This window comes from Nocardioides turkmenicus (assembly GCF_011045035.1).
GTDB classification, from domain to species: domain Bacteria; phylum Actinomycetota; class Actinomycetes; order Propionibacteriales; family Nocardioidaceae; genus Nocardioides; species Nocardioides turkmenicus.
In genome coordinates, this window is record NZ_JAALAA010000025.1 from 11,981 (window position 1) to 28,430 (window position 16,450).

The 16,450-nt window shown below is 69.8% G+C and carries 17 protein-coding genes and 1 pseudogene; 6 read left to right on the forward strand and 12 right to left on the reverse strand.

From position 1 onward, the window contains the following. Nucleotides 1–2: 2 nt before the first annotated feature. The 3 genes from G5C66_RS22470 (at nt 3) to G5C66_RS22480 (ending at nt 2,361) form a co-directional block, all read left to right on the forward strand. The gene (locus tag G5C66_RS22470; protein ID WP_165113310.1) at nt 3–1,493 is read left to right on the forward strand and encodes a putative T7SS-secreted protein; all 1,491 of its coding nucleotides are present in this window, start codon (nt 3–5) and stop codon (nt 1,491–1,493) included. Between the two features lie 5 nt (nt 1,494–1,498). Then, entirely contained in the window at nt 1,499–1,732 is a 234-nt protein-coding gene (locus G5C66_RS22475; RefSeq protein ID WP_165113312.1) for a hypothetical protein, read from the forward strand. 224 nt (nt 1,733–1,956) lie between these two features. Then, entirely contained in the window at nt 1,957–2,361 is a 405-nt protein-coding gene (locus tag G5C66_RS22480; RefSeq protein ID WP_165113314.1) for a hypothetical protein, read from the forward strand. Nucleotides 2,362–2,563: 202 nt separating this feature from the next. On the opposite strand, the gene G5C66_RS22485 is transcribed toward G5C66_RS22480, so the two are convergent. After that, on the reverse strand, nt 2,564–2,827 hold the full coding sequence (locus G5C66_RS22485; RefSeq protein ID WP_141791854.1) for a hypothetical protein: 264 nt from the start codon (nt 2,825–2,827) through the stop codon (nt 2,564–2,566). Between the two features lie 311 nt (nt 2,828–3,138). On the opposite strand from G5C66_RS22485, the gene G5C66_RS22490 reads away from it, so the two are divergent. Then, nucleotides 3,139–4,194, forward strand: a complete 1,056-nt coding sequence (locus tag G5C66_RS22490) for an adenosine deaminase (protein WP_165113316.1) — start codon at nt 3,139–3,141, stop codon at nt 4,192–4,194. Between the two features lie 3 nt (nt 4,195–4,197). Next, complete coding sequence (locus G5C66_RS22495) at nt 4,198–5,079, forward strand: alpha/beta fold hydrolase (RefSeq protein WP_241248770.1); 882 nt, start codon at nt 4,198–4,200, stop codon at nt 5,077–5,079. 2 nt (nt 5,080–5,081) lie between these two features. Here G5C66_RS22495 and G5C66_RS22500 read toward each other — a convergent pair whose 3' ends face one another. The 6 genes and pseudogenes from G5C66_RS22500 to G5C66_RS22520 form a co-directional block, all read right to left on the reverse strand. Then, nucleotides 5,082–6,806 carry an acetyl/propionyl/methylcrotonyl-CoA carboxylase subunit alpha gene (locus tag G5C66_RS22500; protein WP_165113318.1) on the reverse strand — a complete coding sequence of 575 codons (1,725 nt, stop codon included), beginning with the start codon at nt 6,804–6,806 and terminating at the stop codon, nt 5,082–5,084. A gap of 1 nt (nt 6,807) precedes the next feature. Beyond that, the gene (locus tag G5C66_RS22505) at nt 6,808–7,941 is read right to left on the reverse strand and encodes a 5-oxoprolinase subunit C family protein (protein ID WP_206444457.1); all 1,134 of its coding nucleotides are present in this window, start codon (nt 7,939–7,941) and stop codon (nt 6,808–6,810) included. Then, nucleotides 7,924–8,526: pseudogene (locus G5C66_RS26605) on the reverse strand (5-oxoprolinase subunit B family protein); the annotation flags it as partial. The gene G5C66_RS22505 and the pseudogene G5C66_RS26605, both read right to left, overlap by 18 nt. Continuing rightward, nucleotides 8,523–9,320, reverse strand: a complete 798-nt coding sequence (locus tag G5C66_RS22510) for a putative hydro-lyase (RefSeq protein WP_165113320.1) — start codon at nt 9,318–9,320, stop codon at nt 8,523–8,525. The pseudogene G5C66_RS26605 and the gene G5C66_RS22510, both read right to left, overlap by 4 nt. Then, nucleotides 9,317–10,087: a LamB/YcsF family protein gene (locus tag G5C66_RS22515; RefSeq protein ID WP_165113322.1), complete on the reverse strand. Its 771-nt coding sequence runs from the start codon at nt 10,085–10,087 to the stop codon at nt 9,317–9,319. Before G5C66_RS22515 ends, G5C66_RS22510 begins: the two co-directional genes overlap by 4 nt. A 5-nt stretch (nt 10,088–10,092) precedes the next feature. Next, entirely contained in the window at nt 10,093–11,349 is a 1,257-nt protein-coding gene (locus tag G5C66_RS22520) for an NRAMP family divalent metal transporter (RefSeq protein WP_165113324.1), read from the reverse strand. A gap of 145 nt (nt 11,350–11,494) precedes the next feature. Between G5C66_RS22520 and G5C66_RS22525 the strand changes: the two genes are divergently transcribed. Further along, complete coding sequence (locus tag G5C66_RS22525; protein ID WP_165113326.1) at nt 11,495–12,136, forward strand: GntR family transcriptional regulator; 642 nt, start codon at nt 11,495–11,497, stop codon at nt 12,134–12,136. Here the strand turns inward: G5C66_RS22525 and G5C66_RS22530 are convergent. The 5 genes from G5C66_RS22530 to guaA all read right to left on the reverse strand — a co-directional run bounded on the left by G5C66_RS22530 (nt 12,114) and on the right by guaA (nt 16,275). Further along, a complete protein-coding gene (locus G5C66_RS22530; protein ID WP_165113328.1) occupies nt 12,114–12,503 on the reverse strand; it encodes a DoxX family protein in 390 nt (129 codons plus the stop codon). The two genes, G5C66_RS22525 and G5C66_RS22530, sit on opposite strands and share 23 nt — an antisense overlap. 81 nt (nt 12,504–12,584) lie before the next feature. Next, the gene (locus G5C66_RS22535; RefSeq protein WP_165113330.1) at nt 12,585–13,217 is read right to left on the reverse strand and encodes a UdgX family uracil-DNA binding protein; all 633 of its coding nucleotides are present in this window, start codon (nt 13,215–13,217) and stop codon (nt 12,585–12,587) included. Between the two features lie 7 nt (nt 13,218–13,224). Beyond that, on the reverse strand, nt 13,225–13,566 hold the full coding sequence (locus G5C66_RS22540) for a DUF3140 domain-containing protein (RefSeq protein ID WP_165113332.1): 342 nt from the start codon (nt 13,564–13,566) through the stop codon (nt 13,225–13,227). 66 nt (nt 13,567–13,632) lie between these two features. Continuing rightward, entirely contained in the window at nt 13,633–14,664 is a 1,032-nt protein-coding gene (locus tag G5C66_RS22545) for a hypothetical protein (RefSeq protein WP_165113334.1), read from the reverse strand. 36 nt (nt 14,665–14,700) lie between these two features. Continuing rightward, a complete protein-coding gene (gene guaA, locus G5C66_RS22550; RefSeq protein WP_165113336.1) occupies nt 14,701–16,275 on the reverse strand; it encodes a glutamine-hydrolyzing GMP synthase in 1,575 nt (524 codons plus the stop codon). Nucleotides 16,276–16,450 lie beyond the last annotated feature (175 nt).

The following is a 16,450-nucleotide window of genomic DNA, read 5'->3' on the forward strand; positions in this document are numbered from 1 at the left end:
CGGTGCCCGACTTCACCATCAAGGGCAATCCCGGCGAGATCCGCTCACGAGGCCAGACCTGCGCCGACAAGGGCAAGTTCTTCGACCAGACCGGTGACGCCCTCACCAAGATCGACACGCAGGGATGGATCGGCCGCGCCGCCGACAACTTCCGCGACGCCCACGACCGCGAACCGAACCGCTGGTACGAGGCCGGCACCGGCTTCCGTACGGCCGGCAACGCCCTGATCGACTACGCCGCCGCGCTCGAGGTCGCGCAGCAGAACGCGGCCACCGCCAAGTCCGAGTACGAGCGCGGCGAGGCCGCCACCGAGCAGGACAAGGCCAACTACGCCGACTACACATCCCGATTCGAGCAGGCCCGCAATCAGGCGCTGTCGCAGGGACTCACCTATCCCTACGCCAAGGAGCCGTTCTTCGACTCCGGTGCCTCGATCCGCTCCGATGCGTTGGCGATGCTCGAGACGGCGAAGTCCGACCTGAAGATCGCGGCCGCCAAATGCGCCAGAGAGGTACGCGTCGGCTGCAAGGACGCGCCCGAGAAGCGCAACTGGTTCGAGTCCGGGCTCGCGTTCGTCGGCGGCATCTTCGAGGGCGCCGGTGAGGCCATCTGGGACCTCGGCAAGATGATCTACAACGTCTCGATCCTCCACGACATCATCGAGCTCGCCTCCGGTGACCTCACCCCCGAGGAGCTCGCCGCCCAGAAGTCGATGATGCTCGAGGACGCCGAGGCGCTCTTGCAGGCGCTCAAGTCCGACCCCCTCGAGTTCGGCAAACAGCTCGGCAAGGGTCTGCTCGACTGGGACACCTGGGCCGACGACCCCGCCCGAGCCATTGGCCACCTCGTCCCCGACATCGTCGCCGGCGTACTCTCCGGCGGCACCGCCACCGCCGCCACCCGCGGCATCAAGGGCGGCGCCGACGCCCTCGACGCGCTCGGCGACATGACCAAGGGCCTGCGTGGCCTGGACAACCTCGACGGTCTCGGCGACGTCGGCAAGATCGACAACGCCATCGACGACCTCAGCGACCTGGGCAAGCTGGACGATCTTCACACTGGCGGCCATGTTGGGCCCCGGGATCCGTTCCGACGCGAGATGTGGGCGGACGACGCATACGAGGAGATCCGTAGCTCTACCGACGATGCAGCAAAGATCTCTGCCGACCAAGCCAACCTGCGGATGCCCGACGGAAGTCAGCTGTCGGCTGACGACGTTCTGGCTGTGAAGGATCACGTCTTCCATCAGGAACATCGCATCACCTACGGCGACGGTGAAACGGTGGTCAAACGATTCGACTCCAGTCCAGAGCAGGCCGAAGCCTGGTTCCGCCTTCAGAACGGTCAGGCAACCGACACCGATCGCCTCTGGCTGCTTCACGAAAAGACCGAACTGGAGTACTTGAAAGCAAATCCAGGTGCCTCCTATAACGAGGCACACCGCGCTGCGAACGAAGTGGCAAACTGGGAGCGAGAGGTAGGGCTGAAGTAGTGGGCATGCTCATCGAGGGCAAGAAGACCTTTGAGGACGATCAGTCGATCACTTACGCATTCGACTGGCCCGGAGCCGCGCGTTCCGGCGAGGTAGAGATCGTCAAGGCCGAGATCCCGGCGCGCCTTTCGGCCGCTGACTCCGACCTCGACCCGGCTGCGGCGAAGATCCTCATGAAGGCGTTTAAGGAAGCAAGGGCCACAGGAGTGTGGCCAGACAAGGTCATCTACGCGTCTTAAGGTGTCCGTAACGCGGGCGGAAGACATTGCCCATCTCGGCACACCGCGCGAACTAAACGGGTTCACCGAGACGGACGACGACATCGTCCCCGAGTTCCAGGTCGACGGTGGCATCCGGATGCAGGAGGGCGCCGAAATCTGGGAAGTTCTCCCTGACGGCACTCAGCGCCCTGAGGCCGTACTAAGACGAGAAGGCTGGATTCCCGTCGGACGGAGGTGAAGTGATGCGGAAGCCGGGATACTTCGCGACGTTCCGTGGGACGGATTACGAAGTGCACATCTTGGGACGGACGTGGGTGGAGATTCGGCCGGATGCTGTCAAGGGTGACCTTCGACGTGACTTCCCCGGCGCCATCGAGTACGGCTCCGACGACGGCCGTCCCTGGCTTCGCCTCCCCGAGGATGCACTGGACCGCTACTACTCCGTCCGTGTGAACGCGACCTGGTACGGCGAGCCGGTCTGGGTCGAAGGGATCGGTGATGACGGACTTATTGGGATCGGCTACCTCGGATCAAGCGACTTCGCGCGCACGCATGGATTGCGCGGCCAGGAGCGCGAAGGCTTCTTCGGTGAGGTCCCGGAAGCCGAACTGTCGGAGATCCGGGTGACCGAGAAGGACTTGTTGTGACTGTCGTCCAGAACCTGCTCCACCCACGAAGCACGTCCAGAATCGTCAATGAGGGCTAGGGACTGCTGCAGGGACGGGTGACGTCTGATCTGTGGTGCTGAGGAGCACCACAGGAAGGATGTATGCCGCAGGAACCTGGCCGGACAACGTGCTGTACGCCGCATGAGCGCGGTCGGTAGGCGACTGGCGTGAATTCTGGGTCTCAGGCGGTCTTGAGATGCCGGAGCCGAGCCACGGCATCAGCGCCCACTCGACGATGAGGACCCTCGGGAAGAGTCGCCAGATGACCCTCGAGGGCATCGACAACAGCCAAGGAAACCGTCTCCGGCGCCCGTTCGATCAGCTCGATCAAGGAGGTGAGGTATTCGCCTGCGTCGATGTCATCTGCGATGACCTCGAGCACATCGGCGGGGATGGACGGCAGCGCCTCCATCAGCACGCCGTAGGCGAAGTCCTCGATGTTCATGGTCACCATGCTAGTCCTCATCGTCCACGGGGTATGCGTTCCAGATCTCTGGCGGATCCTTGTCGACCCTCACCTGCACACGGACCAACTGTCCGTCGACGACGCGCTCGAATCGAATCTTGTCGCCCAGACGTATCGGTTCCCGATGACCGGCGGACGCTGCGACGGACGGAAGGGCACCTTCGTGCCGTCCGCCAGCCTCGGATACGCCCCCTTCATAGACCGGGACAGTAGCCACGGCCACCGACACTTCTTCTGACCCGCATGAAACCGGGTCGCGCCAGCGGCGTACCACGTGTGACGATCTGCCCGTGAGTGACCTGAAGACCTTCATCGCCGGGCTGCCGAAGGCAGAGCTGCATGTCCACCACGTCGGGTCGGCTTCGCCGCGGATCGTCGCGGAGCTGGCCGCGCGGCATCCGGGGGCGGTGCCGGCGGACGTCGAGCTCCTCAAGGACTACTTCACGTTCAGCGACTTCGCGCACTTCGTCGAGGTCTATCTCTCGGTCGTGGACCTGGTCCGGACGCCGGAGGACATCCGCTATCTGACCTACGAGATCGCGCGCGACCTGGCGCAGACCCAGCAGGTCCGGTACGCCGAGCTGACCTGCACCCCTTACACCTCCGTACGACCCGACCTGGCCGAGCGGCCTGCCGGGACGGGACACGCCGGCATGCCGATCGAGGCCTACACCGAGGCGCTCGAGGACGCCCGAACGAGCGCCGAACGCGACTTCGGGATCGTGCTGCGCTGGATCTACGACATCCCGGGCGAGGCCGGGATCCCGGCGGCCGACGCGACGCTGACGTACGCGGTCGACCACGGGCCCGAGGCGCTCATCGGCTTCGGGCTCGGCGGGCCTGAGGTGGGGGTTCCCCGGCCGCAGTTCGAGCGGCACTTCGACGCGGCTCGGGCCGCGGGGCTCCGCTCGGTGCCGCACGCCGGGGAGACCACCGGGCCGCAGACGATCTGGGACGCGCTGACCGTGCTGAAGGCCGAGCGGATCGGCCACGGCACCTCGGCGGCCCAGGACCCGGCCCTGCTCGCCCACCTCGCCGAGCACCGGATCCCGCTCGAGGTCTGCCCGTCGTCCAACGTCGCCACCGGTGCGGTCGCGTCGCTCGAGGAGCACCCGCTGAAGACGTTCGTCGATGCAGGTGTGGCGGTCACGATCAACTCCGACGACCCGCCGATGTTCGCGACGACGCTCAACCAGGAGTACGAGATCGCGACCGACCTCCTCGGCCTCGACGCGACCGGCATCGCCGACCTCGCCCGGGCCGCGGTCGACGTCTCCTACGCACCCGACGACGTCAAGACCCGGCTGCGCAGCGAGATCGACGCGTACGCGTCGGGGGACGAATAACGCTTGACGCGATCCGGCCGTGGCGATCTGCTGGTCGCCATGGAGCAGATGCTGGCGGTCAACGGGATCGAGCTGTGCACGGAGACGTTCGGTTCACCGACCGACCCGCCGATCCTGCTGATCGGCGGGAAGTGCGCCTCGATGGACTATTGGGAGGACGACTTCTGCGCGGCGCTGGCGGCCGGTGAGCGGTACGTCATCCGTTACGACCACCGCGACACCGGCCGTTCCACGACCTGGCCGGCCGGCAAGCCGGGCTACACGTGGCGTGACATGGTCGCCGACGTACCCGGTCTTCTCGACGCCCTCGGCCTCGACCGCGCTCACCTGTTCGGGATCTCGATGGGTGGCGCGATCGCCCAGTGCGCCGCCGTGCTCTATCCCGAGCGGGTCGCCACCGTGGTGCTCGACCAGACGACGTCGGCGTTCGAGGGCGTCGAGCTGCCGCCGATCGGTGAGGCGATGGCGGACTTCTTCGCGGCGGCGGCCGACCGGCCGATGCCCGACATGGACGACCACGACGCCCTGGTCAGCATGCTGGTCGAGGACCAGCGGGCGTTCATCCCGCGGCGCTTCGACGAGCAGCGGATGCGGGCGGTGTGCGAGAAGGTTGTGAAGCGTACGCCGGACATGCGGCCGACGTTCGAGAACCACGACGCGGCGCCCGAGGGCGAGCGCATCGAGGCCTCGCTCGCCGACATCGCCGCGCCCACCCTGGTCATCCACGGCACCGCCGACCCGCTGATGCCGGTCGGCCATGGCGAGGTCCTCGCCCGCGAGATCCCCGACTCGACCCTGCTGACCCTCGAGGACGTCGGCCACGAGCCGCCGCCTCCCTACACCTGGGACACGGCGATCCCCGCGATCCTCGCCCACACCGCGTAGGGCTACTCGATCTTCCCGAGCACGTCCCCGATCGCGACCGTGCCACCCACGTCGGCACCGTGGGAGAGCGCGCCCGCGCGATGGGCTGCGACCCGAGTCTCCATCTTCATCGCGTCGAGGACCGCGACGTCCTCACCCTCGGTGACCTGGGCGCCGTCGGGGACAAGCCACTCGACGAGTGTGCCGGGAACGGGTGCCTCCAGCGCGGCAGGGTCGGCGACGGCGGTCGCCTGTCCGGCCTCCGCCGGTGACGGTCCGCCCGCGGCGAGGCCGCGCAGCAGGTCGTCCGGGAGCCCGAGCATCACCCGGCGGCCGTCGATCTCGATCGGCATGCGCCGGAGCGGTCGCTCGGGCGCCGGCTCGGGTCGACGCTGGGTCTCGAGGCGAGGCATCAGCGTGGTCTCGATCCACTGGGTGTGCACCGCGAACCCGTCGGTCGAGAACGCGGGGTCGTCGAGCAGGACGCGAGCAAAGGGTACGACGGTCGCGACGCCCTCGACCGAGAGCTCGCGGAGCGCGCGGCGGGCGCGTACGAGGGCCTGGTCGCGGTCCGGGGCGTGCACGATCAGCTTGGCGATCAGCGAGTCGAAGGCGCTCTGCACGGTGTCGCCGGCCTCGATCCCGGCGTCCCAGCGCACGCCGGGCCCGGACGGGACCCGCAGGTCCGTCACGACGCCGGGGCTCGGCAGGAAGCCGCGGCCCGGGTCCTCGGCGTTGATCCGCAGCTCGATCGCATGTCCCGTCGGGGAAGGCGTCTCCGAGAAGGAGATCCCCTCACCGGCGGCGATCCGCAGCTGCTCGGCGACGAGGTCGACGCCGGTGACCGCCTCGGTGATCGGGTGCTCGACCTGCAGCCGGGTGTTCACCTCGAGGAACGAGATCACCCCGTCCGCTCCCATCAGGAACTCGACGGTGCCGGCACCGCGGTAGGAGACCGCCGCGCAGATGTCGCGGGCGGCGTCGTGGATGCGGCGGCGCTGCTCATCGGTCAGCCCTGGCGCGGGCGCCTCCTCGACGAGCTTCTGGTTGCGCCGCTGCAGCGAGCAGTCCCGGTCGCCGACCACGACGACGTGTCCCGTGCCGTCGCCCAGCACCTGCGCCTCGATGTGCCGCGGACGCTCGAGGAAACGCTCCACGAAACACTCGCCCCGGCCGAACGCGGCCAGCGCCTCGCGGGACGCGGACTCGAAGGCGTCGGCGACGTCCTCGAGCTCGCGGGCCACCTTCAGGCCGCGGCCGCCGCCACCGAAGGCGGCCTTGATCGCGATGGGGAGCCCGTGCTCGCGCGCGAACGCGACCGCCTCGTCGGCGGACTCCAGCGGCCGGTCGGTGCCCGCGACCAGCGGCGCACCCACGCTCTGCGCGATCCGGCGCGCGGTGATCTTGTCGCCGAGCTTCTCGATGCTTTCCGGGCTCGGGCCGATCCAGGTCAGGCCGGCGGCCTCGACGGCGCGCGCGAACTCGGCGCTCTCCGAAAGGAACCCGTAGCCGGGATGCACCGCGTCGGCACCGGAGGCCTGCGCGGCGGCCAGCAGCCACTCGATGCTGAGGTAGGAGTCGGCGGCGGTGGAGCCACCGAGGACGTACGCCTCGTCGGCGAGCCGTACGTGCAGCGCGTCGGCATCCTGGTCGGCGTAGACGGCGACCGACACCAGGCCGGCCTCGGCGACCGCCCGCACGACGCGGACGGCGATCTCTCCCCTGTTGGCGATGAGCACCCTGCGCATGTCAGTCTCCTCGGATCTCGGCCGCCGGCGCAGCGGGCGCGACGGGTCGGAAGCGGATGCGGACCCCGGGCGGCAGCTGCCCGGCCAGGTCCAGGTCGCGGTCGACGACCGCGCCGATGATCGGATAGCCGCCGGTGAGCGGGTGGTCTGGAAGGAACAGCACGGGCTGGCCGTCGGGAGGCACCTGGATGGCGCCGGTCACCGCACCCTCGCTCGGCAGCTCTCCGGACACGGCGCGCTCCAGCGGGACGGCTCCTTCGAGACGTACGCCGACACGGTCGGAGCGGGGCGTGACGGTCCACTCCTGCTCGACGAGAGTGCGTACGCCGGCCTGGGTGAACCAGTCGTCGCGCGGCCCGAGCACGATGCGCAGGTCGACGGTGTCGCCGGGTGCGGGCAGCGGGTCGGCGGGGGCTGGACAGGGGTCGACTGCGTACGGAGCGGCCGCGGGTCCGTGCAGCGGGACGACGTCACCAGCCCGCAAGGGGCGGCCGCCGAGGTCGCCGGGGCCGAGACCGGCGAGCGTGTCGCTGGAGAGGCTGCCGAGCGCCGGCTCGAGATCCAGACCACCGCGGACCGCGATCACCGCGCGCAGACCTTCGCTGATCCAGCCGAAGTGCAGCTCCTCGCCGTCCTCGAGCGCGGTGGCGGCGCCGTGCTCGACCGGGAGCGGCGGGCCGCCGCTGCGTACGATCGTGGCCGCGGCGGGCGCGCCCGCCACCGCGACGACCGCGGGGCCGGTGAAGCGCAGGACCGCCCCGCCACCGGCGAGCTCGAAGCCCGCCGTTCCGGGGTCGTTGCCGACGGCTCGGTTGGCGGCTCGGAGCGCGCGGCGGTCGGCGGTGCCCGACGCGGAGACGCCGAGCGCGGCATGGCCGGAGCGGCCGAGGTCCTCGAGCACGAGCTGGAGGCCGGGACGTACGACCTCGACAGCACAGGGGAATGTGTTGGTCTCGACACGCCTCCGCCAAGCGGCTCCGGCGGCTCGACCAGCGGTTCGCTGGTCGAGCCCGGCGAGCGCTAGCGAGCCGGTGTCGAGACCAACACGGTCGTCTTCGGTATCGGCCACCGAGCGTTGTATCGAGCTTGTCGAGATGACCGACTCCCGCTCGAGCCGCTCGAACCGCACCGTCATCCCGGGCGCGAGCAGGGCGGGCGGGTCCCGGTGCAGGTCCCACATCGGCGCGTCCGTACGCCCGATGAGCTGCCAGCCGCCGGGGCTCTCCCGCGGGTAGACGCCCGAGAAGGTCCCGGCCAGCCCGACCGAGCCGGCGGGGATGCGGGTGCGCGGCGAGGAGCGGCGGGGTACGTCGAAGAGCGGGTCGTCGCCGACGAGATAGCCGAACCCGGGGGCGTAGCCGGTGAAGGCCACCCGCCAGGTCGCGGCGGTGTGGCGCGCGACGACCTCCTCGGTGCTGACTCCGAGCAGGTCGGCGACCTCGTCGAGGTCCTGGCCGTCGTAACGCACGCCGATCGTCACCGAGCCCGCGGTCGGGAGACCGCCGTGGACGGCCTCGACACGGGACAGCTCCTTGGCGAGCGTCACCTCGTCGACCAACGTCGGGTCGAAGCGGACGAGCACCGTCCGTGCCGCGGGCACCAGCTCGACGACGCCGGTCGGAGGCGCGGCCACGAGGGCCGCGTGCAGCCGCATCGCGCCCTCGAGGTCCTCCTCCTCGACCAGCAGCGCCTGGTCCGATGCGGTGAGAACGCGCCTCACGCCAGATACTCCGCATCAGGAACGTCGGTGACGAACATGTGGCCGGGCGCATGGGTGAGCGCGAAGGGCGGGCGCGAGGCCATGATCGCCGCCTGCGGCGTGACCCCGCAGGCCCAGAAGACCGGCACCTCGCCGTCGCGTACCTCGGGCGGGTCGCCGAACTCGGGAGCTGCCAGGTCGGCGATGCCGAGCGAGGCCGGGTCGCCGACATGCACCGGCGCACCGTGCACCGCCGGATAGCGGCCGGAGATGCGTACGGCATCCGCGACGCGGTCCGCGGGGATCGGGCGCATCGAGACCACCATGTCGCCGCGCAGGCGCCCGGCGGGCGCGCAGGCGCGCGAGGTGCGGTACATCGGCACGTTGCGGCCGAGCTCCTGGTGACGGATGGGGATGCCGGCGTCGGCAAGGCCCGCCTCGAAGGTGAAGCTGCAGCCGATCAGGAACGAGACCAGGTCGGGGTGCTGCTCCTCCCAGACCGCGCCGGCGTCGGTGATCTCCTCGACGAGCTCGCCCTCACGCCAGATCCGGTACGCCGGGATGTCGGTGCGCAGGTCGGAGCCGGGTGCCAGGGTCGACTCGTAGGCGCCTGGGTCGAGTACCTCGAGCACCGGGCACGGCTTCGGGTTGCGCTGCGCGAAGAGCAGCACCTCGAAAGCCCAGTCGGCCGGCACCGCGATGAGGTTCGCCTGCACCAGGCCGTGGGCGACGCCGCTCGTCGGAGCGACCTCGCCGGCCCGGTAGGAGGCGCGCGCAGCGCGCGCCTCCTCCAGCTGGCTGGCGCTCGCGATCATGCCGCCGCTCCGGCGAAGGGCGCGATGACCATGCCCTCGGCCTCGAACAGCTCCCGGATGGCCGCGGCCATCCGGATCGCCCCGTCGCTGTCGCCGTGCACGCAGATCGAGTCGGCGCGTACGGCCACGTCGGTGCCGTCGATCGCCTCGACGACACCTTCGCGGGCGAGCCGCAGCATGCGGGCCGCGACGGCGTCGGCGTCGTGGAGGACCGCACCGGGCTCCGCGCGCGAGACCAGCTCGCCGCCGGGCGTGTAGGCACGGTCGGCGAAGGCCTCGGCGGCCGTCGCCAGCCCGGCCTTCTCGGCCACGTCGAGCACGACGCCGCCGGCCAGCCCGAGCAGCACGAGGGACGGGTCGATCGCCTTGACCGCGGCGACCACGTCCCGCGCCTGCCGCTCGTCGCGGGCGATCGTGTTGTAGAGCGCGCCGTGCGGCTTGACGTAGCGGACCGCCCCGCCGACCGCCGCGGTCAGGCCGAGCAGCGCGCCCAGCTGGTACTCGACGTGCGCCTGCAGGGTCGCCGAGTCGATGTCCATCGCGCGACGGCCGAAGCCCTCGTAGTCGCGGTAGCCGGGGTGCGCGCCGATGGTGACGCCGTTGGCGACGGCATCGGCGAGGGTCGTACGGATCCCTTCGGGGGTGCCGGCGTGGAACCCGCAGGCGACGTTGGCGCTCGAGACGATCCCGAGCATGGCCGCGTCGTCGGCGACCACCCGGTCGGGGGCGTTCTCGCCGAGGTCGGAGTTCAGGTCGATGGTTGCCATGCTTCTCACGCTCCAATGCCGATGAAGGCGAAGATCGGGCCGATCGAGACGATGCCCATGTACCAGCTGAGCAGGGTCGCGAGCGTCCCCAGAGCCAGCAGCCACAGCGGGTAGCGGTAGCCGTGCAGGACGTCGCGCTGACGGAACCAGCCGACGTACATGAAGATCGTCATGCCGATCGGGAGGATCAGACCGTTGAAGCCGCCGACGAAGACCAGGATAGCCGCGGGCGCCGCACCGATCAGCAGGTAGAGGACGAGGGAGACCAGGATGAAGGCGACCGTCGCGACCTGCAGCGGCCAGCCCGTTCCCAGCTTCTTCGAGAAGGTCGAGATGAAGGTCGCCGAGGTGTACGCGGCGCCGATGACCGAGGTGATCGCCGCGGCCCAGAAGATCGCGCCGAAGATGCGGATGCCGGCGTCACCGAGCACGGCACCGAACGCCTGACCCGCCGGGTTGGCCGCCTGGCTCGAGAAGTCGAGGGTGACGCCTGAGGCGACGACGCCGAGGATCGCCAGGAAGAGTACGTAGCGCATGATCCCGGTGACGAGGATGCCGCTCATCGAAGCGCGGTGGACGGCCGGCACGTGGTCGGGACCGACCAGGCCGGAGTCGAGGTAGCGGTGGGCGCCGGCGTAGGTTATGTAGCCACCGACGGTGCCGCCCACGATCGTGGTGATGGTCGCGAAGTTGAGCGTGTCGGGCACGAAGGTCTGGCGCAGCGCGTCGCCGACAGGGGGCTGGGACGCGATCGCGACGAAGAGGGTGAGGCCGATCATCAACAGGCCGAGCGCGAGCACGACCATGTCGACGACGCGGCCGGCCCGCTTGTACATGAAGATGCCGATCGCGAGCAGCGCCGAGAGCAGCCCACCGAGCTTCGGGTCGAGGCCCAGCAGCGCGTTCAGGCCGAGGCCTGCACCCGCGATGTTGCCGATGTTGAACGCCAGACCACCGATCACGATCAGCGTCGCCAGGACGTGACCGGAGAACGGCACGGCCTCGTTGGCGAGGTCGCCGGCGCGCTTGCCGGCGACGGTGATCATCCGCCACACGTTCATCTGCAGCGCGAAGTCGATCAGGATCGAGGCCAGGATCGCGAAGGCGAACGCCGCGCCGAGCTGGGCGGTGAAGGTCGCGGTCTGGGTGATGAAGCCGGGGCCGATGGCCGAGGTGGCCATCAGGAAGATGGCGCCGAGGATCGGTCCTCGGCGAGAGCGCGCGAAGCTCTTCGCGCGCTCGGCGCTGCTTGTGTCAGTCATGGGGGACTCCTGCCATCCGGGCCGTGTGGTCGAGGCCACAATCTTTATGTAGTACAGGATGGCACCGATTGTTCAACAATAATAGCCGGGTTCGTTAAAATCCTGTTTCGATTGTCCGCGGATGTGATTCCCCTAGGATGCGGTCATGCCCGATGTCGAGGACACCCTGACGAACGCCCTGCGCCGACGGATCATCGACGGCGAGTTCGCGCCGGGCACCCGGCTCTCGGAGATCTCCCTCGCCGAGAAGCTCGGGGTCTCGCGCAACACGCTCCGCGAGGCCTTCCGGGTGCTGGCGGAGCAGGGGCTCATCGAGCACGTCCCCCACCGCGGGGTCTCGGTCGCCTCACCCGGCGTGGCGGACGTCGTCGACATCTACCGCGCGCGCCGCTACGTCGAACCGGCCGCCCTGGCCGCGGGCTCCCCGCTGCATCCGGCGGTCGCCGCGATGCGCGAGGCGGTAGAGCAAGGCGAGACCAGCCTCGAGGCGCGTGACTGGCGCACCGTCGGCACCGCCAACATGGCGTTCCACGACGCGATCGTCGCTCTCGCCGACAGCCCACGCCTGGAGCGGCTCTTCCGCGACATCGCCGCCGAGCTGCGGCTCGCGTTCCTCGAGATCGACAACCCCGAGGCCCTGCACGCGCCGTTCGTGACCCGCAACCGGGCCCTGCTCGAGACCTTCCTCGAGCAGGGCGGACCCGCGGCCGCGGCCGAGCTGCAGGACTATCTGGTGCTCTCCGAGCGCACCGTCCTCGGCGCCTTCACGCGCCTGCGCCACGGTTAGCGGCGACCAGGGCACGCAGGCGCTCGTCACGGGGCCAGGCGCCGGCCCAGACGAGAACGGCGGTCGCGATGGCGAAGACGGTGTTGAAGGCCGGCTGCCCGAAGACCAGGTTCACGGTGACCGCGCCGCCGAGGTAGGCGGTGATCAGGACCGTCCCCATCGCCCGGGTGGCCGGCACGTGGTACGCGATCAGCGACAGGCCGAGGACGACACCGCAGACGACCGGGAACCAGCCCGGGGCGCCGATCTTGTCGTTGAACTCCATGGCGGACTCGACCCGGAACAGGTGGATCACGACGTCGAAGCCAAGGAACAGGGTGACCAGGACGGTGATGACCCAGCCGGCTCGTTGTGCGTTGGTGCTCATCTCGATCTCCTCGAAGGTGGGTTGGTGATGCGCTTACCCACGCGTCGAGCCTGCACCTACGTTCTCGACATCGCCTGTCGACTACTTTTCCAAGGCCTTGGCGGCGACCTTCAGGTCCGCGACCAGACCGTCGTACGTCGCCTGCCTCTCGTCCTCCGCCCGCAGGACGGCCGAGGGGTGGGTGGTCGCGAGGACCCAGGGGTCGAGGGTCGACGTGGCGATGGCCTCGGGCCACTCGAGGAGGTGGCCGCGAGCCTCGCCGACCCGGAACGACGAGCCGAACAGCGCCTTGCCGGCGGTGCCGCCGAGCAGGACGACCCCGGTGGGACGTACCAGGTCCAGCTCGGCCGCCAGCCACGGCGCGCACGCGCCGACCTGCTTGCTGGTGGGCGACTGGTGGATCCGGCGCTTGCCCGAGACGCGGTGGCGGAAGTGCTTCACGACGTTCGTCGTGTACGCCGCCTCCGGATCGATCCCGGCATCCGCGAGCGCCTCGTGGAGGATGCCGCCCGCCGGACCGACGAACGGCTCGCCCTCCCGGTCCTCCCGGTCACCCGGCTGCTCACCCAGCAGCATCAGCGGGGCCGGGGTCGGCCCTTGGCCCATCACGCCCTGGGTGGCGTCACGGTAGAGCTCGCAGCCACGACACTTCTGGACGGCGCTGTGCAGGTCGGCCAGCGTCGGCGACTCCGGCACCCACTCCGCAGCACTCACGAGAAGCTCACGGCTTCAGCGGGTCGTGGCCGATGTTCATCAGCCGACGACGCCACTGCGCGTCGCCCGCGGTCGGCTCCCACTGGCCGGTGTCGCCGCCGCGCAGGTCGGTGATCTTGTCGACCACCCGCTGCATGACGTCCACGTCGTCAGGGGTGAGGTCGGAGCGGCGCTTGCCCAGGATGTCGGCGACGCGATGCCCGAGCGCGCTTCCGGCGCGGTCCGGCTCGGTCTCGGTCGTCTCCCCCGCGCCCTGCACGGCGAGCCACTTCCGCAGGTCGCGCGAGGTCATGTTCACCGCGCGGTGGAAGTTCTCCCAGAGCCTGTCGTCGACGATCGTCTCGGCCATGTCGTGCCTCCTGCATGATCGACTGCTCGGGATCCGGTACCCACCCCGGCGGCCCCGCACACGGCGTCACCCCAGAAGAGCCCGCGCCTCCGCGGAGTCGTAGAAGCTCGTCAGCCGGCGGCGTACCAGCTGCTCGAGGACACCCGCCTCGGCCAGCGCCTCGATCACCGGCGGCCCGAAGCGGAGGGCCTCCTCCACGAGGTCGTCGCGGCCCAGCCCCCACTCCTCCAGGAGCCGGTCGAGCGTGAAGCTGCCGTAGGTGTCGAAGAAGAAGTCGACGCCCGTGTCGACCAGGGCCTGCAGGTAGTCGGAGTCCCGGACGTCGAGCCAGACCTGATAGATCCCGACGAAGAGCGCGACCAGCTGGTCGTCGTCGATCAGGTCGGCGAGCTCGCGCACCGGCCGGGTCGCGAGCGCGTCCCAGACCTCCAGCAGCGCGTCGCGCACCTCCTCGTCGGTGACCGAGCTCGCGGCGGTGTCGGAGAGGTAGCCGAGCAGCGCCCCGGCACCCCGCTCCGCGAGCTCGCGGGCGCTCTGGTCGACGGCCGCACCGACCGGCGTGCCCTTGACCGTGTCCGCCATCCGGCCGGCGACCCGCTCGGCGATCGAGAAGCCGAGCGCACCTCCCGGCAGGTTGTCGGCGAGCCGGCGTCCGGTGTCGACGGCACCCCGGGCCGTGCCCCGCATCAGGGTGCCGACGCCGGCCTGGATCCCGGAGTTCTCGGCGAGGCTGCGCAGGACCTCGCGGCGCAACGTACGCATCTCGACGAGGGCGTCGACGAGCTCCGCGACTCGCGGCCGGCTGACCACCTTGCCGAGCTGGGTGTCGTTGGCGGGGTGGGCCTTCAGCCTCGTCGCGAGCGCCCCGGCGATCTCCGGGATCGCGCCCGGGAGCCGGAAGGTGCTGACGTACTTGAGCGCGACCTCCTTGATCAGGTCGCGCGGCATCACCTGGTCGAGCGTCAGGTCACTGGCGGCACGCAGCGCGAAGTCGATCTCGCCGGTGACGAGATCGAGGAAACGTACGCCACGCATGGCCGCCATCTCGTGGGCGACATGGGCGTCGAGGAGTCGTCGAGCGAGGTCCGGCTCAGTCATGGACGACATTGTCCACGGCCGGGCCTCGTCGACGACTCATTCCCACTCGATGGTGCCGGGCGGCTTCGAGGTGATGTCGACGGTGACCCGGTTGATCTCGCTCACCTCGTTGGTGATCCGGGTGGAGATGCGCTCCATGACGTCGTAGGGAAGGCGGGCCCAGTCGGCCGTCATCGCGTCCTCGGAGGTGACCGGACGGAGCACGACGGGGTGGCCGTAGGTGCGGCCGTCGCCCTGGACGCCGACAGAGCGGACGTCGGCGAGCAGCACCACCGGCATCTGCCAGATGTCGCGGTCGAGACCGGCCTTCGTCATCTCCTCGCGAGCGATCGCGTCCGCCTCACGGAGGATGTCGAGCCGGTCCTTGGTGACCTCCCCGATGATGCGGATGCCGAGGCCGGGGCCGGGGAACGGCTGGCGCTGGACGATCTCGTCGGGCAGGCCGAGCTGGGAGCCGACGGCGCGCACCTCGTCCTTGAAGAGCTCACGCAGCGGCTCGACCAGCTCGAACTCGAGGTCCTCGGGGAGGCCGCCGACGTTGTGGTGGGACTTGATGTTGGAGGTGCCGGCACCGCCACCGGACTCGACGACGTCGGGGTAGAGGGTGCCCTGGACGAGGAAGGCGACCTTCTCGTCGGAGTCGCCGAGGATCTCGACCTCGGCACGCTCGAAGCAGCGGATGAACTCGCGCCCGATGATCTTGCGCTTCTCCTCCGGGTCGGTGACCCCGGCGAGCGCGTCGAGGAACTCCTTCTCGGCGTCGACGATCTTCAGCTCGGCGCCGGTGGACTCCCGGAACGCCTTCTCGATCGCGACCGACTCGTTCTTGCGCATCAGGCCGTGGTCGACATAGACGCAGGTCAGCCGGTCACCGATCGCCTTGGCGACGATGGCGGCCGCGACCGCGGAGTCGACGCCACCGGAGAGCGCGCAGATCGCGCGGTGGTCACCGATCTGCTGGCGGACCCGCTCGATCTGGTCCTCGGCGATGTTGCCGATGGTCCAGGTCTGGCGCGCGCCGGCGATGTCCCACAGGAAGTGCTCGAGCACCTTCTGCCCATGCTCGGAGTGGAGCACCTCGGGGTGCCACTGCACGCCCGCCAGCTGCTTGTCGACGTTCTCGAAGGCCGCGACCGGCGTGTCCGCGGTGCTCGCGAGCACGGTGAAGCCCTCGGGCGCCTGCGAGACGGAGTCGCCGTGGGACATCCACACGTTGTGGGCCGGCGGGATGTCCTTGAGCAGGGTGCCGGGTACGCCGACGGTGACCGGCGTGCGGCCGTACTCACGCGCGCCGTTGTCGTCCACGGTGCCGCCCAGGCCCTGGGCCATCAGCTGGAAGCCGTAGCACATCCCGAAGACCGGGGTGCCTGCGGTGAACAGGCTGTTGTCGATGGCGGGGGCACCCTCGGCGTACACGCTCGACGGGCCGCCCGAGAGGATGATCGCCTTCGGGTTCTTGGCGAGCATCTCCTCGACCGGCATCGAGTGGGGCACGATCTCGGAGTAGACCTTCGCCTCACGCACGCGGCGGGCGATCAGCTGCGCATACTGCGCGCCGAAGTCCACCACGAGAACCAGATCGTGCTCTTCCGCCCCAGGAGCCTGCGTCATGCACGAATCCTAACGACGAGGCACGGTGCCCGCGAAATGCACCAGGGCCCGGCCGGGGAGGGAGGTGGCCGGGCCCTGATTGCCCGAGGCATCACTGTCCCGGACTGAAGACCCGGCATGTATTAGGGAGGGAGCAATCCCGGGTCTGATCACTCCAACGAACCCTCTTAACCAC